The sequence below is a fragment of the Mycolicibacterium peregrinum genome (assembly GCF_001665625.1).
Taxonomy (GTDB): Bacteria; Actinomycetota; Actinomycetes; order Mycobacteriales; family Mycobacteriaceae; genus Mycobacterium; species Mycobacterium peregrinum_B.
Genome location: NZ_LZSY01000080.1, coordinates 52,568 through 74,895, shown reverse-complemented (window position 1 = coordinate 74,895; position 22,328 = coordinate 52,568). Strand labels below are relative to the sequence as shown.

The window sequence follows — 22,328 nt, the reverse complement described above, 5'->3', positions numbered from 1 at the left end:
GTCGGTCAGGCATTGTCCTTCGACGAGATGTTGTTGAGCAGGCTCTGGGCCTGGCGGTCCACCATTCCGGTGATGCCCTGTTGTGACGCTCCGAACAGTAACGAGTAGCCGACTACGTGGGCGCTGGTGGTGACGCTGACCCCGTCTCCGGCGATGCCCGCCTTGACCATCAGCAATCCGGCGACGGCGGTCAGTGCGCCGGTGGGAAGTTTGAGCAGCAACGAGGCCATCGGCACCGCATAGGCCGTCGATGTTCCTTTCATCCGGCGGATTGCCACCGCACCGACCAGGCTGGCGCTCACCAGGCCCAGGAGTTCGGCTATCGCGACGTCGGCACGGGGTGTCGACGTGCCGGTTGTGACGAGACCGAACGTGTCAGGCCGAAAGGCGCCGACAACCCCGAAGCAGATGGCCAACAGCCCCAGCACCGCCGTCGCACCCAGCAGGATGTTGCGGAAACTGCGTAGTCGCATGCTCTCGCTATCGGAGGCGGCATGTACCGCCCTGGCACTGTGCGCCAAGACTTCCCGATCGTGTTCGGTCCACTTCGAGTGCCCCAGAATCTCCCGGATCGCTACGACCGACTGATCATTGTCGCCGATCAATTCCTTTCCGGTAGAGACGATTTCGGGCAGCCTGGCCCGGACGACTCCGGGTGTCGCCAGGCGGATGACCGCGATGTCCACGGCGTGAATCCGGAGCCAGGTGGCTTCCACGGCGGCCCCGTTGAGCAGGCCTCGCACAGTCCGTGGCGCGTTGACGATCTGGATGGCCTCCACGAGTCGCCGCCGGGCGTCGAGGTAACGCGGGTCGTCGCCATGCTCAGCAGCCAGCTCGTCGAGGTCAACTTCGAGGTCGGCGAGCCGGCCCCGGGCGACCTCACGCCACACCGACAACGGCCGGTGGCCCACCGTGCGCCGCAGTGTGGAACCGGATGGTTGGTTGTCGGCTGTCGCCGACGCGGCAGCGGCGAGTGTGAGCGTCGGGCGGTCGCCCATGGCGGAGTGCTGTGTGGTCAACGCGGTCATGTCCACGTCTCATTCGTCATCGTCATCACCGTCCGGCAACTGAACTGACAGGTCGAGCATTCACAGCATGGCCGGATCCGGCGGGTGTGGGCACGCGTAGCGCACTACCTCAAGTCCGATTCGGCGACTTGAGGTAGCCGGCTACGCGCGACCGCCACCGTCCTTGGCTCCGACACTGAGCCGATCGACGCCTCAAACAACCAGAAAGGCACGGACAGATGAAGAACTACACCGTGACACTCGGGGACACCCTGTTCGGGATCGCCGAGCGCGAATATGGCGATGGCGGTCTCTATCCCGTGATCGCCGAACAGAATCACCTCAGCAATCCGGCCCTGATCGACATCGGGCAGGAGCTGCTGATCCCGTACGTCACCTATCGGTACCTGTTCTCCGCCGATGACGGCACTGCTGTCCGGCAACAGCTCACGCAGTCCTTCTATGGCACACAGAGCGCTGCCATCCAGTTCATCTGGGAAGTGGTCAACGGAGTGGCGCAGCGGGAGATCCATCGCGGCACGTGGTTGCTGTTGCCCGATCTGACCAACGTCGGACACCACACGGTCGCCGCAGCGGAGACCTTCGCCGGATTGGCCGGCCGCTGGTATGGCGATGATCACCTCGCGGCCGTCGTCGCCAACGCCAACGGTCTCGATGCGTCCATCGATCCGACACCGGGCCAAGTCCTGATCGTTCCGGGGCTGAACCGTCGTCGCCACCTCGCCGGGGACACCCTCCAATCAATGTGCGTCGAGGAGTACGGGGACCACGATGTGAAGACTCGGGCAGCAGTTGCTGCCGCGGCCAACTACATCACCCGTCCGGACACCTTGTTCTCGAGCCAGGTGGTGCACTTCCCGTCGTGAACACCGCACGCTGACTGAGAGTGGTTGTTTGCCAGGCGATCCCGTTTCGGCCAGGTTGGGTGGGGTCGTGATCTTTCGGTGGCCAACTTGTGACAGCAACGTGGTGACTTAGGAGCGCTTTCCGGTTGCCGCGCGTGCACAGGATCCGGTACCAATCTTCAGGTGTGGGTGGGAAGGGCGAAACGATGACCGGGTTTGGAACAGAAGATGTTCCGGGGCACTGGCTGACCGCGGCAGAAATCGCCCGGGCGTCACAGCTGCGTGAAGACCTGGTCGAGCGGTTCCTCCCGGCGGGGCAACCGCAAACGAATCTCTACGGACGCGATCTCGTGACGGTCGCGCGGTTCGTCAAGGCACTCACGGATCTGGGAACGCCGACCGCAGCTGTCGAAGTGGCTGTCAGCGAGCTACGGGCACGGCCGGACGCAGCCTTCAACGTGGCGCTCGGCGCCGGCGGGGGTTCCGGCCGCCGGCAGCTGAGCGCCAGGATGCCCGGTGCACGGATGTGGAAAGCGATCGGTGCGACCACCGCCGCCGCATTGCTCGTCGGTGGCGTCGTGGCGGTCACCGTCTCCGGTGACGATGAGCGGCAGACCGCGGGACCGCCCCCGCCCACTGCGAAACCTGTTCCCGCTGAAGTGGTTGCGTCGACCGTGACCGATGGCCCCGGCAGCAAGCCTGCGCAGGCGTTTGCCACGGCCAAGCCGGATCCGGTCTGTGCGCAGTGGCAGCGAGCCAGCGCCGGGTACGACGGCAAGCAGCAGGCCTGGGTCAAGACCGATCATCGGATTCCGGCCTCGCGCTGGTCGCGCAAGCAACGGTCGGTGACGATGTCGGTCATCCCGGTTCTGAATCAGGAAGCCGCGGAATTACGCCGCTTGGCCGACAAGGCCTCGGATCCGCTGTTGGCCGGTCTGTTGCGGGCGCAGTCGCGGTACACGGACACCTACGCCGCGAAGCTGCCGAAGTTCGAGCCGCCAGACCAAGCGGACTGGACCGCGGCCACCGCGATGGACGGCGCAGTGAAGGCAGTCTGCTCCACGCCACGTTGAGCGTTCTGATTCTGAGATTCTGGTGGGGCACTAGGGGATGAGTGCCCCACCAGAATCGGTTGCCTACATCGGAACCCAACGATCGAGGAACCAGAAGCCCCAGCCGCGGCCGTCACCGGAGGGCATCGGGGTCACTCGCTGGCCGTTCCATTCGAAGGGTTGGTGATCGCGACGGCCCTCGTCGATGCCGCGACCGTGCCAGTCATCGGGCCTGGCGCGGCGGTCGTCGTGCCGGTGACACTGCGGCGCGCCCGGACGGCCGCAACCAGGCCCTGGGTCGGCACCGGCGGTACCGATGCCGAGGCCCAGTAGCCCAGCCATGCCGATTCCTGCCGCCATCGCCGATATGCCCACGGATCTCTTGAAACCCATTGCTCTACTCCGTTTCTGACCAGTGCGACGACGGTGCCGCACGGAGAGCAAAGCTATTTCGGAGGGTTGTGTTTGCCCTGTGCTGACGATTGGTAGGCGCTGTGCGGTCGGTAACGGGATGAAAACTGCTTGGAATCAATGCTGTTGAGAGTCGACAGACGACTCTCAGGTTCGGGCCGGCAGCCCAACGTTCACCAGGTCAGGTTGTGCTTCTCGAAATGACGGGCCAGCGCCTCCATGTATTCGTCGCCGTGGAAAGGACCGCGAGCGCCGATCGCCTTCTCCAGGAAGGGGCCGTACTCCTCGTCGTTGACGTAGGTCGACCAGTGGGTGATCTGGCCGTCCTCGTTGGTGTCGATGAAGCTGATCGAGTAGAAGCCCATCGTCTCGCCGTCGGCCGTCGTCCCTTCCCACCGGTAGCGCATGACGAGGCCGTTCTCTGCCGGCCAGAACTTGTGGTCGACGGGTTTCCAGTCCGGGAAGACCACCGAGTAGGCCTTGGCCTCGACGGTGGCTGCGACGTCGAAGGACGTCGCCACATCCTTGAGGACGAGTTCCTGACCGGCGACGAAGTAGGGCGAGGTGTACACGGCGTCGTCGGTGAACTCCCACTCGTCGTAGGACTCGCCTTCCTGGACCTTGCGCAGTACGTATTTGTCCCGGTAGCTCTCGGCCATACGGCGGTGTTTGGCGATTCGATCGACCAGATCCATTGCGGTCCTTTTCCGTTGGAGGAGCGGTGAGGGCAGGCCAGCGGCTCATGTGGCGTGGCGCACACGCTTAATATACAGAGCTGTATCGCAGATTCAATGATGAATTTGCACGCTCGAGGCGGCCCGGCGACAGCCCTAGCTGCGGGTCAGGAAGCCCAACACGGTCTGCTCGAAGGCTTCTTTCGCCTCGATCATTGCCCAGTGCCCACAGTTGGGGAACACGTGCAGTTCGGCGTTCGGGATCGTGCGCATCGGGATCAGGGCCATGTCAAGGGGGCTGACCCGATCATCTCGTCCCCAGGTCAGCAGTGTCGGCGCGGCCACCTTGTGCATCTGCGCCCAGGGCATCGGGGCGTCGGACGACCGCATGGCGGCCATCATTCCCGCGAAGGCCGCCTTCCCGTACATCCGTTTGGCGGCGGCCAGCGTCTTGGGATCGGTCGCCAGCTCCCAGCGCTGTTCGATCAACTCGTCAGTCACCAGCGCCGGGTTGTAGACCATTGAGTTCAGCCAGTCGATCAGGCGTTGGCGGCTCGGGTCTTCGGTGAATTCCTGAAGCAACCGGATGCCCTCGCTGGGTCCTGGGCTGAACACGTTCGTTCCGATACCGCCGATCGTGACGAGCTTGCCGATGCGGTCGGGTTGGCGGATGGCGAAGTTGATCCCGACGCCGCCGCCCATGGAGTTGCCGACGATGTGGACGCGGCCGAGCCCGAGGGCATCCACGAACGGCCCCACCACCCCCTGGGCGGTGACCATGGGATGGCCGCCGATGTCGTCGGTGACTCCGAATCCTGGGAATTCCAGTATGAGACACCGAAATTGCTGCGAGAAGGTGGGCAGAATTCCCTGAAAGTTGCGCCAGCCGGTGACCCCTGGGCCCGAGCCATGCAGGAACAGCAACGTCGGTCCGTCGCCCGTGTCGTAATACCGCAGGACTCCGGCGGGTGTGTCGATCTGCTTCAGTTCCAGCTCCGTCATGCCGACCAACCTACGGGTTTCTGAGCACGGCGCCGTTGGCGATCCCGCTTCTCGGAACACGATCTGAATACGACTCCGTCACCGCCGGAAACCCCGCGGTGACGGAGGACGTGTTCCGGTCAGAACGTCGGTACGAACACTCCGTTCATCCAGACGCCCCAGTGTTGCCAGCCGTCATCCCACACCTGAGGATTTCCGGCACCCCACATCGGCGGAGCCGGTGCCGGCGGTGCCGATGCAGGCGGCGGACCGGGGTTAGGTCCCCCGGGAATGGTCATTGCGACCATCGGCTGGTTGGGCGCAGGTGCTGGTGAGGGGGCAGCGCTCGCGGTAACCGCACTCAGTCCGGCGGCTCCAGCCGCCATCCCACCTGCAACGGCTGCACTGGCAATTATCCTGGTGATCTTCATGGCCGTAGACCTCCAATCCGTATGCGGATGAATCTCACGGACACGTTGGCTATCCCGTAGGGGTAAGCCGTAAACCTAACGAGGACAATAAAAATCCCTGGCTCCGGGCCCTAAGCTGAATCGCAACGAAGGAGGGGCCATTGACCACCGGGATCATCGATCTCACGGGTCCGCCGGGTTCGGGAAAATCCACGATCGCGGGCCACGTCGCCCGCACGTACCGACGGGGGGTTCACCTGCACACCGACGACTTCTGGCACGCGATCGTGGCCGGTGCCATACCGCCCCACCGGCCCGAGGCCGATGATCAGAACCACACCGTCCTGGACGTCATCGCGGAAGCTGCTTTCACGTATGCGACCGGAGGATTCACCACAGTTGTGGACGGAATCGTCGGTCCGTGGATGCTGCATCACTTCCAGGCGCGCATGGATCTCCAACCGCGAATCCCCGTGCACTACATCGTGTTGTTCCCCAACCGTGAGGCCACCCTGTCGCGCGCAACGAGCCGCAAAGGCCCGAACGCCCTCACCGACCGGCAACCGATCCTCGACCTCTGGGATCAATTCGCCGATCTTGGTCAACTCAACTCCCATGCCTTCGACACCTCCGACGAAACCGCCGCGGAGACGGCCCGCCGCGTTCTTGTTGCAGTAGAAACCGAGATCTGCTTGCTTCCTGCGACGTAGCGGAGCGGCGGTACCTGGTTATCCGGTTTCGTTGCAAGGTGCTTCGCAACGGAACAACATGGCGCTGATTGCGCCGCCGCAAAGCGCAACCGCGCCCGATGCGAAAACGGCCGTCACCACCGCGCCGGTTGCCGGCCCGCCGCCGGTGTCTGCTGCCCGGCTGATGGTGCCGCACAAGGCGATACCGATGGTCAGACCGAGCTGGCGAGCAGCATTGGCCGCCGCGGCGGCCACTCCCGCCCGTTCCGGCGGGACCGATGTCGCCGCAACTGCAGGAAGCACGGGGGATACGATCGCCGCCCCGATGCCGGTGACGATCAGCATCGCGATCAGGGAGGTCCAATCCGGGCGGAGCAGAAGTGCAGCACCGGACAGACAGGCCAGGCCGGTGAGTGCGGTCCCGCCACCGAGCACCCAGCTGCGCGGCGCTTCGTGCAATCGCGCGCTGAATATGAGCGAAACGAGAACGAACGCAGCAAGTTGCACGGTCAGCACCAGGGCAGCCTGCAGGGGCGCCATGCCGGCGCTGGACTGCAACCACCGGGACAGGACCGGCAGAACGGCGAAAGCGGCAAAGTAGTAAGCGAATCCGGCGACGACGACGGCGAGGAAACCGCGGGTGGCGAAAAGGTCCGGAGGCAGCAACGGGATCGTGGCTCGGCGTTGGACCTGGACGAAACTCCAGATCGCGGCGACAGTGATCGCAGCGGCACCGATGGTTCCGGGTGAAGCCCAGCCGGACTCGCCTGCATTGATCACGGCGTAGGTGGCCCCCGTCATCATCGTGGTGATGAGTGCAACTCCAGGGACATCGAGTCGTACCGTCGCGTGACGGTCACGTGACAGCGACCGCATGCCGGTGATCACGGCGACCACGCATATGGGCAGCGCCGCGAGAAACAACCAACGCCACGAGATGAATTCGGCTGCCGCTCCGCCGGCAATCGTCCCCACAGTGCTGCCGATCCCGGCCACTGCGCCCCACACGGCGAATGCAGTCCCACGCGCCCGGGCGTGGTAGTGCCAGGTCAACAGCGGGACGGCGGTACCGAAGATCGCGGCACCGCCGACGCCCTGGACGGCACGCGCCGCTACCAGAAGGCCGCCGCTGGTCGCCGCCGCGCAACCCGCCGATGCAACCCCGAAGGTGATCAGACCGAGCAGGAACAAGCGCCGATGTCCCAGCCGGTCGCCGAGCGTACCCATCGCCACCACCAGCGCCGCCAACGCGAGGGTGTAGACGTCGATGATCCATTGGGCTACTGCGAATCCCGCGCCGAGCCGGTCTGCGATGGGCTCGGCGCTGACGGTCACGACGGTGGTGAACGCCAGCAGTAGGAAAGTCGCGAGACAGCAAGTCACCAAAGGGCGCCAATCGGTGTCTCGATCGCCTGCGGCAGCGTGGACGGAATTGGAGTTGAGGGAGCTCGACGGCATGGCCTGACCCTGCTGTAATGGTCTTGTGCATGTAAACCATTACGTCGAGCCGTTGCTCCGGAATGCGCTCGATCTGGTCAACCACCCGGCGACGACGCCCGGCGATCTGGAACAGCGCTGGACGGGTCTGGGCATGCCGATCCACTGTCGCGTCACGCGCAGAGACCTCCGACAGGTGGGTGAATTTCTCGAGCGTTGGACGGACGTCGTCGATGCCGGCAGCGAGGAGAACCGGGTGTTCATCCTCAACGAGTTGCTGGCTCGGTTCGCCACCAGTCCGTCGATCACCAACCACGACGGCAGTGGTTGGCATCTGCACTACCGCGATGACGACGCGAGCTTCGCCGGCACCCTCGCCGGCGCCACAAGTGCTGCGGCAGCGCACTTTCTCACCGAACGCGGGATGCAACGTATCCGCCGGTGCGCACTGAAAGACTGCGCCACGGCGTTCGTCGACTTCACCCGTCCCGGCACACAGAAGTACTGCAGCCACGGCTGCGCCAACCGTGACGCCGTCAGGCGGCACCGAGCCAGGTCCAACCGCCCTTCGGAGCGTCGCTGAAACCTGCTCTTGCGCAACAGCTCCCGCCGCTCCGCGCGATCGGCGTCCGATCGGTCCTTTTCTGGCGGCGCGATTCAGTCCCGGTTCGTATATTGGTTGGTGAGGGGTTGACCCATACCTCGGGCAGCACGGGGAGATCGTAGATGTGACTTCGCCACCGGCACCGGCCTCACGCCCACCTACCGGCGTGACAACGGACGCCGTCGGCGTCGGTTTCGGTGCCCACCTCAGGCTACGGCTGCGTCTCCTGCTGGCCGTGGTCGTACTGACCCTCGCGGGCAGTACGGCGGCACTGCTGGTGGATCACGACACGGGGCGCATCGGTCACGAGTCGGCGCTGATGAGTCTGGTCGCGGTGTCGTTGGCCGCGACGATTCTGCTGCACGGTCTACTCCTCGGACGCCCGATGACCGTGGCCCATGGCGCCACCGCGGCAGCCGCCGTGACGCTCGGGGCGTTTGCGGTGCTGATCGGGCACCCTGCGGACGGGTGGATCTGCCTGGTGCTCGCAGCGGCGATGTTGGTCAGGCCGAGGGCGTCGAAAGCACAGCCAGGCGCACTGCCCGCGGTGTCAACGCTGGTCAACCGGACCACCCGCGATCCACTGGCGCCGTTTGCGATGTGTTCGGACAAGAGCTACGTGTTCTCTGCGGACGGCACAGCCGCCCTGGCCTACCGCGCACTGGCGGGGATGGCGGTGGTGAGTGGGGATCCGATCGGAAACCGGGCCCGCTATGGCGAAGTGGTAGCGACGTTTGCGGCCCTGTGCCGGGCGCGGGGCTGGCGAATGGTGGTGTTGGGAGCCTCGGAACGTCGGTTGACGTTGTGGCGTGACCGAGCCGTGACGGGCAGCAGATTGCGGGCCATTCCGATCGGGCGTGACGTCGTGGTGGACGTCAACGATTTCGACCTCGTCGGCCGGCGCCGCCGCAATCTGAGGCAGGCGGTCCAGCGGACCCACAACGCCGGGGTCAGCACCGAGGTGGTCGCCGAATCCGACATCGACGGTGTGGTGCGGGCAGAACTTCTCGACGTGATGCAGCAGTCGGGAAAGGCCGTCACGGCCGAGCGTGGGTTCTCCATGATGCTTGGCGGCACCTTGTCCGGCCGATACCCCGGCGTGTTGCTGATCTACGGGCGCGATCGTGCCGGACGGATTCAGGCATTTCAGCGGTATGCCAGTGCTGGTGGTGGCAGCGAGCTGAGCCTTGACCTGCCGTGGCGGCGATCAGGCGCGCCAAATGGGATCGACGAACGGCTGACCGTGGACATGATCACGTGGGCCCGGTCGCACAAGGGCGAACGCGTCTCGCTGGCCTTCGCGCCGTTCCCCGAGCTGTTCAGCGATGACCGCAGCGGTGAGGTCATCGTGCGCGCGCTACGGACCTTTGCGCACGTCGGCGACCGGCTGATCAAGCTGGAGTCTCTGTATCGGTACGTCCGCAAATTCGACGCCATGGCGGAGCGGCGGTACGTGTTGTTGCCACTGATCGATGTCATTCCGGCGGCGGCCGCATTGCTGACCTTGGAACTCACCCCACACCGTTCGACCCATCTGACCAGCGCATTTCGGTAGCTTCGCGCCGGTATGCTGTATCGAGATGTTGTCGCGCTTGTTCTCCAGTCTGCTCCGGGTCCGGGTGACCCTCAGTTACTCGACGGCACTTTTCGTGATCGCGTCTCTGCTGCTGATCCTGGGGCCCCAGGTGCAGGACCGGGTGGTCAGCCATCTGAGCACCAACCTGGAGAATCTCGGGCGGGGTCATCTGGGAACACTGCTCGGCAGCGCCTTCGTCACCGCTGAGGGATACACGTTTCTGCTGTTGCCCGGCTTGGCGTGCCTGCTCGCGCTGGCGGAGCTGCTCTGGCGCAGCAGGCGGTTGATCCAGGCGTTCGCCCTCGGCCATCTTGGTGCCACCCTGATCGTGGCCGCAGGACTGGCGGCCGCGATCAAACTCGGGTGGCTGCCCATTTCGGTCGCACACGCCAACGATGTCGGGTTGAGCTACGGCGCTCTCGCAGTCCTCGGCACCTTGACCGCGGCGATCCCCATGAGGTGGCGTCCGGCATGGGTCGGCGGGTGGGTGACCACCGCGCTGGTGGTCGCGGTCGCGGGGTCGGACTTCACCGCCATCGGCCATGCTGTCGCGTTGACACTCGGAATTCTGTTGTCGATGCGGTTCCGGTCTGATTCGCATTGGACGCCGCACCGGCTGTCGTTGCTGGCAATCGGCATCGGCTTCGGGCTCCTGATGCTCGTCGGTGTCTCGCCGCACGTGGCGCCGATCGCGCTGCCTGCGGGTATTGCCGCCGCACTGCTTGCCACATGGGCCCGGCGGCATTGGGTTGCCAGGTCGCAGAGCAGCAGGGCAAGCCTGGCTACAGTGTCCGCATGACGCTGCACGCCGACGCCGCCCATCCCGATCTGGTCACGGTCGAGGTGCCGACGCACTGGTACAACCTGCCGGCCGAGCTCGATCAACCGATCCCGCCGCACCTTCATCCCGCCACCAAGGAACCGATCACCCCGGACGACCTTGCAGCCCTGTTCCCGAGCGGGCTGATCGCGCAGGAAGTGTCCACCGAGCCGTACATCCCGATCCCGGATGCCGTGCGTGAGATCTACTCGATGTGGCGTCCGTCCCCGTTGATCCGGGCTCGGCGATTCGAGCAGGCACTCAATACGGGTGCCCACATCTACGTCAAGTACGAAGGCGTCAGTCCGGTCGGTAGCCACAAGACCAATTCTGCTGTGGCACAAGCCTATTACAACAGCATCGACGGGGTCCGGAAGCTGACCACCGAGACCGGCGCCGGGCAGTGGGGTAGCGCGCTGGCGTTCGCCGGGGCCCAGTTCGGTCTGGAGATCGAGGTTTGGCAGGTCCGGGCGTCCTACGAGTCGAAGCCGTACCGCGGTCACCTGATCCGCACCTACGGCGGCACCGTGCACTCCAGCCCCTCGAATCTCACCGCGTCCGGGCGCGCAATCCTGGCAGCGACCCCCGACACCACCGGCAGCCTGGGAATGGCGGTCAGCGAGGCGGTCGAGGTTGCGGCCGGCGATCCGGACACGCGCTACGCGCTGGGCAGCGTGCTGAATCACGTGGTGCTGCATCAGAGTGTGATCGGTCAGGAGGCCGTGGCGCAGCTTGCCGCCGTCGAGCCGAACGGCGCCGACGTGGTCTTCGGCTGCGCCGGTGGCGGTTCCAACCTTGCCGGGCTGGCATTCCCGTTCCTGGGCGAAAAGATCCATGGACGGTCGAACCCGAAGGTCGTGGCCGCCGAGCCGGCTGCGTGCCCGTCGATCACACAGGGGGAGTACCGCTACGACCACGGTGATGTGGCGGGCCTGACCCCGCTGCTGAAGATGCACACGCTCGGAATGGATTTCGTGCCCGACCCCATCCATGCCGGTGGTCTGCGTTACCACGGGATGGCGCCGGCACTCAGCCACACCGTCGAACTGGGACTGGTCGAGGGCGTCGCCGTCGGCCAGCACGACGCGTTCTCGGCGGGGGTGTTGTTCGCGCGGACCCAGGGCATCGTCCCGGCACCGGAAGCCACCCACGCGATCGCCGCCGCTGCCCGGCACGTCGCCGGTGATCCGGCCGAGCAGGTGGTGGTCATCGGACTGTCGGGTCACGGCCAACTCGACCTGCCGGCGTACGCAGAGTTCCTGGACGGGAAGTTCTGACGGGCTCGGCCCTCATATCTGAATTCGACCTGAATTGGTCATGAAACTCGTATGCGGCTAATTATGCGTCGCATATGAGTTTCGCCCTGGATTCGTATTCGCAACTAGGCTCGATGTCAGACGCCTCAGGAATACGAGGTTGGCTTATCGACTGGCCGGAAAGGGAATTGGATGACGAAGAATCTGCTCGTGAAGACCGTCGCCGTTGCCTCGGTTGCGACTGGACTCGGGTACGCCGCATCTGCGCCGGCACATGCGGCACCCAGTGGTCAGACGTCCGCTCATGCGACCATCAGCGACCTCGAAGCACAGGGTTTTCGCGTGATCCTCAACAAGGTGGGCAATGCGCCCATCGATCAATGCACCGTCACTGCAGTGCGGCAGGGCACGGACGTCAAACACTCATGGGTGCAGCGGGGGCCCACGGGCAATGTGAACAATCTCGTGCGTTATACGACTGCATACGTCGACCTCATGTGTAATCGCTGAATTTCATTCCAAGGTCGACAATCAATTTCCTGCCATTAATTCAGCCCAATTCGCGAGCCCATTTCGGCCGCACCGGAAGCGCCGAGCCCGCCACAGATCAAGGCGGCGGACTCGGCACCCCGCGGTGATCAGATCTGCCAGTCCTGGGCGCCGTCCGGCTGGTTGTAGAGGCCGACGGAGTTCTTGACGACGACAGGGTCGCCGCTGCCGAAGTGGTCGAAGAACCACTGTGCGTTGGCAGGGCTGAGATTGGGGCAGCCGTGGCTGACATTGCGTTTGCCTTGATCGGCGACCGACCAGGGTGCGCTGTGCGCGAAGATCCCGGTGTTGCTGAGACGGACGGCATTTTGGACCTTGAGCTTGTAGCCCTCGGCCGAGTTCACCGGGACCCCGTACGTTGACGAGTCCATGATGATGTCGGAGAACTTCTCCAGCACGTAGTAGGTGCCGTTGGGGGTTTCGTAGCCGGGCTTGCCCAGGGACACCGGAAAGGTCTTCTCCAGCTCGCCGTTACGGTGGATCTGCATCTGATGGGTGTTGTCGTCGATGGTGGCCACCAGTGAATCGCCCACGCGGAAATTGGACTTCGCACCGGCGGCATCGATGTTGACCACCGTCCCGGCCGGCCAGAAATCGATTGGACGCCAACGCACCTGCGTGTTGCTCATCCAGTAGAACTTGCCGGGCACCGGAGGGTTGGACGAGATGTGGATGGCGTCCTCGGCCATCTGGCGGTCTGCGATCGGCCGCTGGAACGTGATGTAGATCGGCTTGGCGACACCGACTGTGGCACCGTTGGCCGGATTGAATGCGGGTGGCAAGAACGGCGGTTCGCCAGTGAACGGCAACGGGTTCTGTCCTGCCGGGGTACCGACAGTAGCGGCCTCGCCGAAGGGGGAGGGCCACGGCATCTGGGGCGCGAGGTGGGGTGCCGGTTCGACGGGTGGTGGGGGTCCCGCCGGCTCCGCCAGTGCGGAAGTGCCGGTCACGCTCGATGCGGTGACCATGACGGTCGCCGCCATCGCGGTGATCCACAGGTAGCTGGTGCGGTGCTGCACGAGGCCTCCATCGACGAGGTGTCCTTGATGACCACGCCCGCTCGGGCGGATTCATGGTTGCGCGACCAGTCTACTAGCTACGTACGGGGATAGTAGATCGTGACGGTGAGCGAACGGCCGATCGCCAGTGGACCTACTCGTCGAAAGTGGTTATTTACCATTGCTTTTGTGAAGGTTCTGTAAAGCCACCGCGCGCCCGAGCGCTGCGTTGACCTGCGTGATCATCCCGTACATAGGTACCACATACGGGATTAATAAGTAGAAATAGGCGTAGCGCTTTGTGTTCGACATGAGTTTCGGTTCCTACGACGGTGTGCCACCGCTGAGGCGCAGTTCTTCAACAAACCTTCATTCAACCCATACCAATTCACTGTCCTCCGGTGGTCAGGTGGAGGCCAAGCACACATGCACCCATCACGTCAGACCACCGGAGCCCCGACCATGCCCGACACCACCAGCCTGCCGCGTCTCAGCCGCCGGGGATTCCTCATGGCCACGGCCGCCTTGAGCACAACGGCCATCGCGGCGTGTCAGCGTGGCGCCGACGCCACCTCGACCGCCGCGACTTCTCGGGACGCCATCACCGCGGCCGAGGCTCGCCGCCCGCACAGTGGCCGCACCGTGTCGACCACTTTGACCGCGCAGCGCACGCGAGTCGATCTCGGCGGTCGGATCGCCGAGACCATCGCCTACAACGACGTGGTGCCCGGGCCGCTGTTACGGGCGTCGGTCGGCGATGAACTGGAGGTCACGGTGCGCAACAGACTCGGCCGAGCCACCTCGGCGCATTGGCACGGCCTGGCGCTCCGCAACGACATGGACGGGGCTGCACCGGCCACTCCGGACATCCCCGACGGAGGTGATTTCACCTACCGGTTCTCGGCGCCTCATCCCGGAACCTACTGGGCACACCCGCATACCGGACTCGACGCCGACACCGGCCTGTACTTCCCGGTGATCATCGATGACCCCGATGAGCCGGGCCGATATGACGCCGAATGGGTGGTGATGCTCGACGATTGGACCGATGGCGTTGGCGAAAGCCCCGCCCAGATATACGACCGCTTGCGCATGCCGTCGGGCGAGAGACACGACATGCCGGGCATGGGTGGCATGCCGGGCATGAGCGGCCACGACGCGATGAGGCCCGCCGTTGGTCGCGGAAGTTCGCCCCTCGGAGGCGACGCCGGCGACGTCGACTACCCGATGTACGTCGCGAACGGTCGAAACGCCCAGAACCCCACCAGCTTCCGGGCGCGAGTCGGACAACGGGTGCGGATCCGGTTGATCAACGCCGGTTCCGATACGGCATTCCGCGTGGCATTGGCCGGGCACCCCATGACCGTCACCCACACCGACGGTTTTCCCGTGGTCCCCACCGAGGTGGATGCAGTACTGCTCGGGATGGGGGAGCGCTATGACGTGGTCGTCACCGCACGGGACGGGGTGTTTCCGCTCGTCGCGACCGCCGAGGGGAAGAATGCGTCCACGAGGGCCTTGCTGATCACCGCCGATGGCTCGACCCCGCCGCCCGACTACGCGCCGCCGGAACTGCGGGGACGGCTTGGCACGGTCAGGTTGTTCACTGCAACTCCGGAGGCCACATTGGAATCCATGCCCGTAGATGCCGAACTGCCCGTCGAACTGGGCGGCTCGATGGCGACCTACGAGTGGACGATCAATGGCCGCACCTTCGCCGAAGCGCAGCCGCTGACCGTGCGCGAAGGGCAGCGCGTGGCAATGACATTCCGGAACTCGTCGATGATGTGGCATCCGATGCATCTGCACGGCCACACCTTTCAGGTGGTGGGTGACGACGGCCGGCCCGGCGCCCGTAAGGACACGCTGATCGTGTTGCCGATGCAGCGGGTACGCGTGGTATTCGCCGCTGACAATCCTGGCGCATGGATGCTCCACTGCCACAACACATACCATCAGGATGCGGGGATGATGACCCGTGTCGACTACGCCGGGTGAACATAGGCCAGTACTACGTACTAGCCTATGTAGTAGATACGGCCACCGCGTCGAGACCGCTGCGGCACCCCGGCGCGAGGTACGCTCACCTCACCGATCTTGGAGGGATGCTGTGCGCGTACGAGGATTCGGCGAACTCGAGGCCGACATCATGGACCGAATCTGGAATCGCGGTCCCGCGGCGGTCACGGTGCGCGAGGTGTTCGATGAGCTCGTCGAAGAGCGTCGGATCGCGTACACCACCGTGATGTCGACGATGGACAATCTGCACACGAAGGGCTGGCTGGAACGCGACCGCGACGGCCGGGCCTACCGGTACTGGCCGCGGTTGAACCGCGAGCAGCACACCGCTCAGTTGATGCGTGAGGCGCTCGACGGTGGCGGCCGTTCCGATCTGGTGCTCAGCTACTTCATCGAGCAGATCGACCCGCAGGATTCCGATCGACTGCGCGCCGCGCTACGCACGCTGGCAAGACGATCGACGAGGGCGAAAAAGCGGTGAACGTCGCCGCGGGTCTGCTGATCTACAGCGTGGCAATGATGGTGTTGGCGCCGACGCTGCTCAGCGCTCTCACCCGCGGCGGATCCGCCCCCAGATTCGGTGTGGCGGCATGGTTGACGGCCGTCGTCAGCGTCCTGGCCACCTGGATCGTCATTCCGGTGCTGGTCATCCTCGACGTGGTCTTCCACGGCGGCCGGCGCACATCATTCCTGGCGTCGTGTGTGGAGTTCCTCTGCGACATCGCGGCCGGGCGTGCAGGCATCGTGGCGCAAGCATCGGTGATGGTCGGGGCAGTCGCGCTGTTCGTGGCGCTGGTCCGTGTCGGGATCAAAGCCCAGCGCACCATTCGGCGGCTGCGCGCCCATGCCGACGGTCACGCCCAGGCGGTGCGTCTGGTGGGACGTCCGACCGATCAGCGCGACGTCTTCATCGTCGACACCGGTGAGCGCACTGCCTACTGCGTGGCGGGAAAGCCGCCGGCGATCGTGGTCACCACTGGGGCGATTGCCGCACTGGGCAGCGATGAGCTGCAGGCTGTACTGGCCCATGAGCGGGCGCATCTCGACGGACGCCATCCGAAGATCGTGACCGCGTTGCGCGGATTGGCGATGGTTTTTCCACGGGTGCGGCTGATGACCCGGGGCGCCGCGGATGTCGGTCGGCTGCTGGAAATGTGCGCCGACGATGTCGCGGTGCGCCGCCATGGACAGCACACGCTTCTGTCCGGGCTGATGGCACTCGCCGGAGCGACGCCGGCACAGGCCCTCGGCGCCGCCGACGTGGCCTTGCTGAACCGTGCTGAGCGCCTTGCTCTTCCTCCCGCGCCGTGGATCCGGGTCGGGGCCGGGGCAGGTCTCTTCGGGGCGATGGCAGTGATCGCCCTGGTTCCGGTCGCGACGGTCGTGTTGGGTGCATCGGGCCTGCTCTGTCGCTGAGGTCAGTACTCGATGATGCGAGTGACATACGGCGTCATCCCGGAGGTACGTACCGGAGAGATCTTGATCGGGACACCGGTCTGCTGCGCCTCGAGCATCTGGCCACCGCCGAGGTAGAGCGCTTCGTGCTGTCCGCCACCGGGGCCCCAGAACAGCAGATCTCCTCGCTTGGCCTGCGACGGCGGCAGGTGGCGTCCCGCCGTGTACTGATCGCCCGAATAGCGGGGGAGCAGGACTCCGACGCCGGCGAACGCATAGCGGGTGAGCCCGGAGCAGTCGAAGCCGACGGTGCGGGCGCCGGAATCCACTCCGCGACTGGGCCCGGTCAGGCTGCCGCCACCCCACGAATACGGCACCCCGAGTTGGGTGCCGGCCCGCCGGATCACGTACTCGACTGCCTGCCTGCCATAGACGCGGTTGCCGCGCAGGACGGGGGCCGCACCGGTGTCCGCGGGCCCGAGACCCAGGCTGCCGAGAAACTTCCGGCCCATGTCGAACGTCGTCTGCGCGGCAAAAGCGCTCGCCTGCAACGACGCATTGGCAATGGCGACCGGATCACCCGGCGCTCCCGCACTGAGAATGTTGGGCAGAGTGGGGTCCCACTGGCCGGCGTTGGGTTCCGCGTGGGCAAGGGGAGTGCCCATGGCTGCCAACGCTGCCGCGGCGAGAATCCCTGTGCGCATGAGTGTTCGGCGATCCCAGCAGAGGGAACGCCTGTGGGCCATGGAAGGCATGGTCACGCATCCCCCTCCGCCTTGCGATAGCCGTGGCGGAGACAAAGCCTCCACATCCACGGGAACTATGTAGTAACTACGTACGTACGTACTCTAGACCACAATAGTCACGTCCGCCCCATCCATTATCAAATTCCACAGTGGTAATTCATTGCGTAGGTTGCGTTTTGGTATCGGACGCAACGCTCGAACGCCGCCCGGCGGTGCGTCAGAACGGGTAGCGCAGTACTCATGGCACCTGCGCGCGAAGACCTTGCGCGTCATGTAACAGTTGGCCGACGCGCAGCAGCGTCAGGGTTGGTACCCGTCGAGGAATCCGGTGAGCCCCGACGGTGCGTGTGGCCCGATCGCGATCTGCTCGACGACACCGATCCCGGTGCGCTCACCCATGGTGGCCTTGACGACGTTCTGCAAGTGAATCGAGGCGAAGTCGGTCGGGTCGAAGGCGTCGAGATCGATGGACTCCCTGCCGATCTCGAATTGTCCGTGACGGGAGCCGTGTCCCCAATGCGGATGCCAGTAGCCGATCCCGCGCATCCGGAAGGTGAAGAGCTTTTCCACTTCGATGTGGGTCGCACCGTCGACGGGATCGGTGAACCACAGGTGAGCCCGTCGGATCTCTCGCCGTCCCGGCTCCCACTCGAGTTCGTAGCCGATGTCGTAACACTCGCGCACACCCACCCGGCTGCACGGTGAGGCGCCCGCCGGAATCGGATCCAGAATCTGCGCCGTCTCCAACCAGCGGCGCCCGTCCTCGTGTTCGTGGAAGGCGTAGTGCGTGAATCGATCGCCGAAATGCAAAGGCGCCCAGAGCCAGAACACCTGAAAGGGCATCGGCTGCCGGAGCACGGGTACCTGCTCGCCGATGGGCCGAACTCCCCAGGACCGGTCGCGGGTTCCGGGCACGGCGCCGGCCTCGACCGTCAGATCCTCGCCGTCGACGCAGATCGTTCCTTCCCATGATCCCCACTGGGTGAGCCGGGTGTGGTCGGTCAGCACGATGCCTTCGGCGGTACGCCGCTGTTGGCGCGGTTCCTCGATGGCGACGGTGGTGGCGCGGAAGGTCAGATCGCAGGAGATGGCGTGTTCGTTGGAGTCGACGAGGTAGCGGATGGTGCGCAGCGGTTCGACGACCTCGATACGGAACGGGCCGACGGTCGCCGATCGGTCCAGCGGCATTGCCCCCGAAGCGAAGACCGAATGTTCCACTCCGTCCTTGACCACACTGAAGGCGGCGTCGATGATCCCGCGAACCGGGTAGTGGCCCATCGCCGCACCGAAGTAGAACTCGCCGTCCCGCTGATGACCGTTGAACCAGTAGCGGTCGTAGTGGTTGGGGTCGGCACTGACCGGTGTGGCGACCGGGTCGGCCGAGCTGTGAATGGGGTAGTCATCAAAAGGGGTCAGCACGGTGTCAGTTTTCCGGTTCGTTGATCCTGACGAGCATCTTGCCGATGTTGGCCCCGGTGAACAGTCCGTTGAGGGCGTCGATACTGGATTCGAGTCCCTCGTAAACGGTTTCGCGATGGACGAGCAGCCCTTGTTGCTCCCATTCACTCAGCGCGGCGAAGGCCTCATCGAAGTGCGCCCACTCTTCGAGTGCGATGAAGCCCTGCATCGTCGAGGACGTGGCAAGCAGGTTGACGTAGTTGGCCGGGCCTGGGTGATCGCCGTTGAGATAGCTCGAGATGATGCCGCACATCACCACCCGTGCTTTGTGCGCCAAGTTGCCGAGCACCGCATTGAGGATGTCTCCGCCGACATTGTCGAAGTAGACGTTGATCCCGTTCGGACACTGCTCCTTGAGCGCGGCGGACACGTCGCCGGCCTTGTAGTCGACGCACGCGTCGAAGCCGAAATCCTCGACCACGGCCCGGCATTTTTCCGGGCCGCCCGCGATACCGACCACCCGGGCACCGGCGATCTTGGCGATCTGGCCTGCCACCGATCCGGTCGCGCCCGCTGCGGCCGACACCACCACCGTCTCACCGGCCTGCGGCTTGCCGACCCCCTTCATGCCGAAATACGCCGTGGCGCCCGTCGGTCCGTAGATCGACATCACCGCCAGCGGATCGGTGTAACCAACCACCGGCGTACTGAAGAGGTCGTCGCGGATGATCGCGTAGTCCTGCAGCCCCGTCAGCGTGGTGACCAGATCGCCCACCTTGTAGGCATCGCAACGTGATTCGACAACTTCGCCGATGCCGGCGACTCGGACGACCTCGCCCAATTCGAGAGCCGGCAGGTAGCCGGGTTCGCCGTCCAGCCAGGTGCGAGCGGCCGCGTCGATGCCCACATACGTCGTCCGCAGCAGTGCCTCACCGTCGGCAGGAACCGGCGCAGACGTGGTCACCATTTCCGTGTCGTCCGGGGAGACCAGCCCATTCGGGCGGCGACGCAACAGGACTTGACGGTTCTGGCGGTGCGCGGAGTCAGTCATGTCGCTGCTCATTTCTATGGAGGATCGAGAAGATCGAGGTGTCCATCCGATTTTTCATATTGATTCTTAGAATGCATATCGATTATCGTCAAGCCCCAGACTGAAAGTGTCTCGCCAGGCGGGAGGACACCCATGAGCCCGCGGGAGAAGCAACCGGGATGACATGAGCGCCAACGAATTAACGCCGCGTCGAGGGAGGCCTCCCCGTATCGACCACAGCGCCATTGTCGCAGCGGTGCGGGAGATCGGCACCGAAAACGTCACGATGCGCCGCGTGGCCGAACACCTCGGCATCAGCCTGCCCGGGCTGTATCACCACGTGAAGAACCAGGACGATCTGCTGCGACTGGCCACCGAGAGCGCCTTGGTCATGTCACCGCCCCCGCGTTATTCCGGCGAGCATTGGGCGACCTGGATGCGCAGCTATGCGTCCTACATCAGGACGGTCTTGGCCTCCGAGCCGGCGCTGGTCGAGAAGTTCGTCACCGGCGGGGTCCGCGACGAGATGGAGATGCAGTGCAACGGCGACGCCGTCGAAGCACTGGCCGGGCACGGCCTGTCGCCTGACGACGCGATGGCGGTCTGGGCTGCGGTGAGCGCGATGGCGATCGGCAGCGTCACCGAGGCGCACCGTGAACACCTCCACGCCGAAAGCGGACAGCCCTGGCTGGCCCGGATCTTCAAACTCACCGCCAAACGTTCCGCGTCCGACTATCCGACGTTGCGTGCGGTCGCACAGTCCGGGTTCGATCCGTTCAGCGAAGACGCCTTTCAGCACCGAATGACGATGTTGCTCACCGGTATCGCGGTGCAGTATGGGCTTCCGCCCGAACCCGTGGGCTAGCTACCCGGCATGCGGCGGACCAGCCCGTCGTCGAGCATCTGCTGGAAGTGGTCGGTGACCGTCTGCGCCGCCGGACGATAGGTGAGCCCCAGCTCGTTGCGGCTGCGGCTGTTGTCGAACGCCAATGGATATCCCACGTTGTGCTCGACGAACTCTCGCGTGAGTCCGGCAGCCGGCGCGATTGCCTTCACGAGCACCTTGGGTGCGGTCATCCTCGGGAACGGGTAGAACGGGCCGAACCGCCGCCGCAGTAGCTTGCCGATCTCCAGAAGCGTCAGAGAATCGGCGTTGACGATGTAGCGGCCGTGGGCCTCGGGTGTGAATCCGGCACGCAGATGGGCATCGGCGACGTCGCGCACGTCCACCACGCCCATGGTCAGCGCGGGCGCTCCGGCCAGGAGACTGCCGTCGGTGAACTGCTTCATGGTGCTCAGGCTGGCCGAATCACTGGCCGTGGTCAGCGCCGGGCCGAGCACCAGGCCCGGGTGGATGGTGACCATGTCCCAGCGGTTCTGCGCCCGTTGGTACCGCCAGGCCTCCTGCTCCGCGACCGTCTTGGAGTAGGGATAGGGCTGGTGGTCGACACTGCTGGTGGTGTTCCAATGTTCGTCGGTGAAGACACCGCCCGCGACATCCAACACCTCACGGGCGTCCCCGTAGATCGCGACCACGCTGCTGGTCAGCACCACGCGTTTGACGCTATCGGTGCGGTTCACCGAGTCGAGCACATTGCGGGTGCCCTCCAGCGCCGGGCGGACCAGTGCCTCCTGCGCGTCCTTGAAACCTGAGAGCAGGAACGGCGAGGCGGTGTGCATGACAAGCTCGCACCCGGCCATCGCGTCGTCGAAACTGCCGGGCTCGAGCAGGTCTGCCTTGAACAGTTCCAGTCGGCCGGGATGGTCGGCGGAGAGCTTGTGCAGATGCTCCAACCCGGTGGCCTTGGCAGGGTTGCGCACCGTGCCGTGGACGGTGTGACCGGCTTCGAGGAGTAACCGGACGATCCAGCTGCCGATGTACCCGCTGGCGCCCGTGACGAGCACCGGCGCGTCCGGGTCGATCGAGGTGCGAGGTGTGCTCATACGGGGGTTCCTCTCGTGCGGGTCAGCTCGAGCATATTGCTGACGGAGTGGCCGACGTGGGGGGACAGTTAGCGGTATGAGTAGCCAGAAGGTACCTAAACCCAGCGACCTCAAATCGGCCGCTCAGGCAGCCGTCGAGACGGCTCAGTCCGCCGTCGGCGCCGCCCAGGCGGTGGCAAGCGGCGCGATGCGCATTCCGCCGGCGTCGGCTCAACTTGCCGCCCAGTTACCCGATCTGCTGGAGAATCTTGCGGTCGCGACAGAACGGCTCAACACCACCATCGATCGGACCGAACGGTATATGGCCATGGCCGACCCGATGTTCCGTACGTTGGACCGCCTCCTGCCGCAACTGGAATCGTTGATCAACACGGGCAATGACGTGTTCCGGATGTTGACGAACCTGCCGGGCGTCTCCGCCATCAACCGGTTCACGGGGCGCGGTCGCGACGACCGGGACTGACAC

Annotated in this window: 23 protein-coding genes; 13 read left to right on the top strand and 10 right to left on the bottom strand. The window is 64.9% G+C overall.

Translation table 11 applies throughout. The features are described 5' to 3' along the window. Window positions 1–5: 5 nt before the first annotated feature. Window positions 6–1,028: a hypothetical protein gene (locus A5779_RS10375; protein WP_131811628.1), complete on the bottom strand. Its 1,023-nt coding sequence runs from the start codon at window positions 1,026–1,028 to the stop codon at window positions 6–8. A 218-nt stretch (window positions 1,029–1,246) separates the two neighbouring features. Here A5779_RS10375 and A5779_RS10370 point away from each other — a divergent pair, with 218 nt between their 5' ends. Both A5779_RS10370 and A5779_RS10365 read left to right on the top strand, forming a co-directional pair. Further along, entirely contained in the window at window positions 1,247–1,894 is a 648-nt protein-coding gene (locus A5779_RS10370; RefSeq protein ID WP_064881477.1) for a LysM peptidoglycan-binding domain-containing protein, read from the top strand. Between the two features lie 185 nt (window positions 1,895–2,079). Then, entirely contained in the window at window positions 2,080–2,946 is an 867-nt protein-coding gene (locus tag A5779_RS10365; protein WP_131811627.1) for an ESX-1 system-associated protein, read from the top strand. A 63-nt stretch (window positions 2,947–3,009) separates the two neighbouring features. Here the strand turns inward: A5779_RS10365 and A5779_RS32930 are convergent, their stop codons facing one another. The 3 genes from A5779_RS32930 to A5779_RS10355 form a co-directional block, all read right to left on the bottom strand. Then, window positions 3,010–3,318, bottom strand: coding sequence for a hypothetical protein (locus tag A5779_RS32930; protein WP_082941628.1), 309 nt, complete (start codon window positions 3,316–3,318; stop codon window positions 3,010–3,012). 191 nt (window positions 3,319–3,509) lie between these two features. Continuing rightward, a complete protein-coding gene (locus A5779_RS10360; protein ID WP_064881473.1) occupies window positions 3,510–4,031 on the bottom strand; it encodes a nuclear transport factor 2-like protein in 522 nt (173 codons plus the stop codon). Between the two features lie 135 nt (window positions 4,032–4,166). Then, window positions 4,167–5,012, bottom strand: coding sequence for an alpha/beta fold hydrolase (locus A5779_RS10355; protein WP_064881471.1), 846 nt, complete (start codon window positions 5,010–5,012; stop codon window positions 4,167–4,169). A 550-nt stretch (window positions 5,013–5,562) separates the two neighbouring features. On the opposite strand from A5779_RS10355, the gene A5779_RS10350 reads away from it, so the two are divergent. After that, on the top strand, window positions 5,563–6,111 hold the full coding sequence (locus A5779_RS10350; RefSeq protein WP_064881469.1) for an ATP-binding protein: 549 nt from the start codon (window positions 5,563–5,565) through the stop codon (window positions 6,109–6,111). Window positions 6,112–6,129: 18 nt separating this feature from the next. Here A5779_RS10350 and A5779_RS10345 read toward each other — a convergent pair whose 3' ends face one another. Beyond that, window positions 6,130–7,473, bottom strand: coding sequence for an MFS transporter (locus A5779_RS10345; protein ID WP_165609771.1), 1,344 nt, complete (start codon window positions 7,471–7,473; stop codon window positions 6,130–6,132). A 100-nt stretch (window positions 7,474–7,573) separates the two neighbouring features. Between A5779_RS10345 and A5779_RS10340 the strand changes: the two genes are divergently transcribed. The 5 genes from A5779_RS10340 to A5779_RS10320 all read left to right on the top strand — a co-directional run bounded on the left by A5779_RS10340 (window position 7,574) and on the right by A5779_RS10320 (window position 12,293). Beyond that, on the top strand, window positions 7,574–8,110 hold the full coding sequence (locus A5779_RS10340; protein WP_064881465.1) for a CGNR zinc finger domain-containing protein: 537 nt from the start codon (window positions 7,574–7,576) through the stop codon (window positions 8,108–8,110). Between the two features lie 187 nt (window positions 8,111–8,297). After that, complete coding sequence (locus A5779_RS10335) at window positions 8,298–9,686, top strand: MprF family protein (protein ID WP_236734722.1); 1,389 nt, start codon at window positions 8,298–8,300, stop codon at window positions 9,684–9,686. Between the two features lie 25 nt (window positions 9,687–9,711). Continuing rightward, the gene (locus A5779_RS10330) at window positions 9,712–10,506 is read left to right on the top strand and encodes a rhomboid-like protein (RefSeq protein ID WP_064881463.1); all 795 of its coding nucleotides are present in this window, start codon (window positions 9,712–9,714) and stop codon (window positions 10,504–10,506) included. After that, a complete protein-coding gene (locus A5779_RS10325; protein WP_064881461.1) occupies window positions 10,503–11,804 on the top strand; it encodes a TrpB-like pyridoxal phosphate-dependent enzyme in 1,302 nt (433 codons plus the stop codon). The genes A5779_RS10330 and A5779_RS10325 overlap by 4 nt, the downstream gene beginning before the upstream one ends. 189 nt (window positions 11,805–11,993) lie before the next feature. Further along, entirely contained in the window at window positions 11,994–12,293 is a 300-nt protein-coding gene (locus A5779_RS10320) for a hypothetical protein (RefSeq protein WP_236734721.1), read from the top strand. Between the two features lie 128 nt (window positions 12,294–12,421). Here A5779_RS10320 and A5779_RS10315 read toward each other — a convergent pair whose 3' ends face one another. Then, window positions 12,422–13,315 (bottom strand): L,D-transpeptidase, encoded by an 894-nt coding sequence (locus tag A5779_RS10315; protein ID WP_064881540.1) that lies wholly within the window; start codon window positions 13,313–13,315, stop codon window positions 12,422–12,424. Between the two features lie 477 nt (window positions 13,316–13,792). On the opposite strand from A5779_RS10315, the gene A5779_RS10310 reads away from it, so the two are divergent. The 3 genes from A5779_RS10310 to A5779_RS10300 all read left to right on the top strand — a co-directional run bounded on the left by A5779_RS10310 (window position 13,793) and on the right by A5779_RS10300 (window position 16,765). After that, window positions 13,793–15,328 carry a multicopper oxidase family protein gene (locus A5779_RS10310; RefSeq protein WP_082941630.1) on the top strand — a complete coding sequence of 512 codons (1,536 nt, stop codon included), beginning with the start codon at window positions 13,793–13,795 and terminating at the stop codon, window positions 15,326–15,328. Window positions 15,329–15,440: 112 nt separating this feature from the next. After that, entirely contained in the window at window positions 15,441–15,830 is a 390-nt protein-coding gene (locus A5779_RS10305) for a BlaI/MecI/CopY family transcriptional regulator (protein ID WP_064881457.1), read from the top strand. Continuing rightward, window positions 15,827–16,765 carry a M56 family metallopeptidase gene (locus A5779_RS10300; protein WP_064881455.1) on the top strand — a complete coding sequence of 313 codons (939 nt, stop codon included), beginning with the start codon at window positions 15,827–15,829 and terminating at the stop codon, window positions 16,763–16,765. The genes A5779_RS10305 and A5779_RS10300 overlap by 4 nt, the downstream gene beginning before the upstream one ends. Window positions 16,766–16,767: 2 nt before the next feature. On the opposite strand, the gene ripB is transcribed toward A5779_RS10300, so the two are convergent. The 3 genes from ripB to A5779_RS10285 form a co-directional block, all read right to left on the bottom strand. Next, window positions 16,768–17,448, bottom strand: coding sequence for an NlpC/P60 family peptidoglycan endopeptidase RipB (gene ripB / locus A5779_RS10295; protein WP_236734720.1), 681 nt, complete (start codon window positions 17,446–17,448; stop codon window positions 16,768–16,770). 342 nt (window positions 17,449–17,790) lie between these two features. Beyond that, complete coding sequence (locus A5779_RS10290) at window positions 17,791–18,909, bottom strand: Rv3169 family protein (RefSeq protein ID WP_064881451.1); 1,119 nt, start codon at window positions 18,907–18,909, stop codon at window positions 17,791–17,793. 4 nt (window positions 18,910–18,913) lie between these two features. Next, on the bottom strand, window positions 18,914–19,939 hold the full coding sequence (locus A5779_RS10285) for an NADP-dependent oxidoreductase (protein ID WP_064881536.1): 1,026 nt from the start codon (window positions 19,937–19,939) through the stop codon (window positions 18,914–18,916). A gap of 235 nt (window positions 19,940–20,174) precedes the next feature. On the opposite strand from A5779_RS10285, the gene A5779_RS10280 reads away from it, so the two are divergent. Then, window positions 20,175–20,783 (top strand): TetR family transcriptional regulator, encoded by a 609-nt coding sequence (locus tag A5779_RS10280; RefSeq protein ID WP_236734719.1) that lies wholly within the window; start codon window positions 20,175–20,177, stop codon window positions 20,781–20,783. On the opposite strand, the gene A5779_RS10275 is transcribed toward A5779_RS10280, so the two are convergent. After that, window positions 20,780–21,862 carry an SDR family oxidoreductase gene (locus A5779_RS10275; protein WP_207549061.1) on the bottom strand — a complete coding sequence of 361 codons (1,083 nt, stop codon included), beginning with the start codon at window positions 21,860–21,862 and terminating at the stop codon, window positions 20,780–20,782. The genes A5779_RS10280 and A5779_RS10275 overlap by 4 nt on opposite strands. A 76-nt stretch (window positions 21,863–21,938) precedes the next feature. On the opposite strand from A5779_RS10275, the gene A5779_RS10270 reads away from it, so the two are divergent. Continuing rightward, on the top strand, window positions 21,939–22,325 hold the full coding sequence (locus A5779_RS10270) for a hypothetical protein (protein ID WP_064881447.1): 387 nt from the start codon (window positions 21,939–21,941) through the stop codon (window positions 22,323–22,325). Window positions 22,326–22,328 lie beyond the last annotated feature (3 nt).

Bases quoted from the DNA above. Each gene is read 5' to 3' on its own strand.
- A5779_RS10375 (WP_131811628.1), bottom strand. From the start codon at position 1,028: ATGACCGCGTTGACCACACAGCACTCCGCCATGGGCGACCGCCCGACG.
- A5779_RS10370 (WP_064881477.1), top strand. From the start codon at position 1,247: ATGAAGAACTACACCGTGACACTCGGGGACACCCTGTTCGGGATCGCC.
- A5779_RS10365 (WP_131811627.1), top strand. From the start codon at position 2,080: ATGACCGGGTTTGGAACAGAAGATGTTCCGGGGCACTGGCTGACCGCG.
- A5779_RS32930 (WP_082941628.1), bottom strand. From the start codon at position 3,318: ATGGGTTTCAAGAGATCCGTGGGCATATCGGCGATGGCGGCAGGAATC.
- A5779_RS10360 (WP_064881473.1), bottom strand. From the start codon at position 4,031: ATGGATCTGGTCGATCGAATCGCCAAACACCGCCGTATGGCCGAGAGC.
- A5779_RS10355 (WP_064881471.1), bottom strand. From the start codon at position 5,012: ATGACGGAGCTGGAACTGAAGCAGATCGACACACCCGCCGGAGTCCTG.
- A5779_RS10330 (WP_064881463.1), top strand. From the start codon at position 9,712: ATGTTGTCGCGCTTGTTCTCCAGTCTGCTCCGGGTCCGGGTGACCCTC.
- A5779_RS10325 (WP_064881461.1), top strand. From the start codon at position 10,503: ATGACGCTGCACGCCGACGCCGCCCATCCCGATCTGGTCACGGTCGAG.
- A5779_RS10315 (WP_064881540.1), bottom strand. From the start codon at position 13,315: ATGGCGGCGACCGTCATGGTCACCGCATCGAGCGTGACCGGCACTTCC.
- A5779_RS10310 (WP_082941630.1), top strand. From the start codon at position 13,793: ATGCCCGACACCACCAGCCTGCCGCGTCTCAGCCGCCGGGGATTCCTC.
- ripB (WP_236734720.1), bottom strand. From the start codon at position 17,448: ATGCGCACAGGGATTCTCGCCGCGGCAGCGTTGGCAGCCATGGGCACT.
- A5779_RS10285 (WP_064881536.1), bottom strand. From the start codon at position 19,939: ATGACTGACTCCGCGCACCGCCAGAACCGTCAAGTCCTGTTGCGTCGC.
- A5779_RS10275 (WP_207549061.1), bottom strand. From the start codon at position 21,862: ATGAGCACACCTCGCACCTCGATCGACCCGGACGCGCCGGTGCTCGTC.
- A5779_RS10270 (WP_064881447.1), top strand. From the start codon at position 21,939: ATGAGTAGCCAGAAGGTACCTAAACCCAGCGACCTCAAATCGGCCGCT.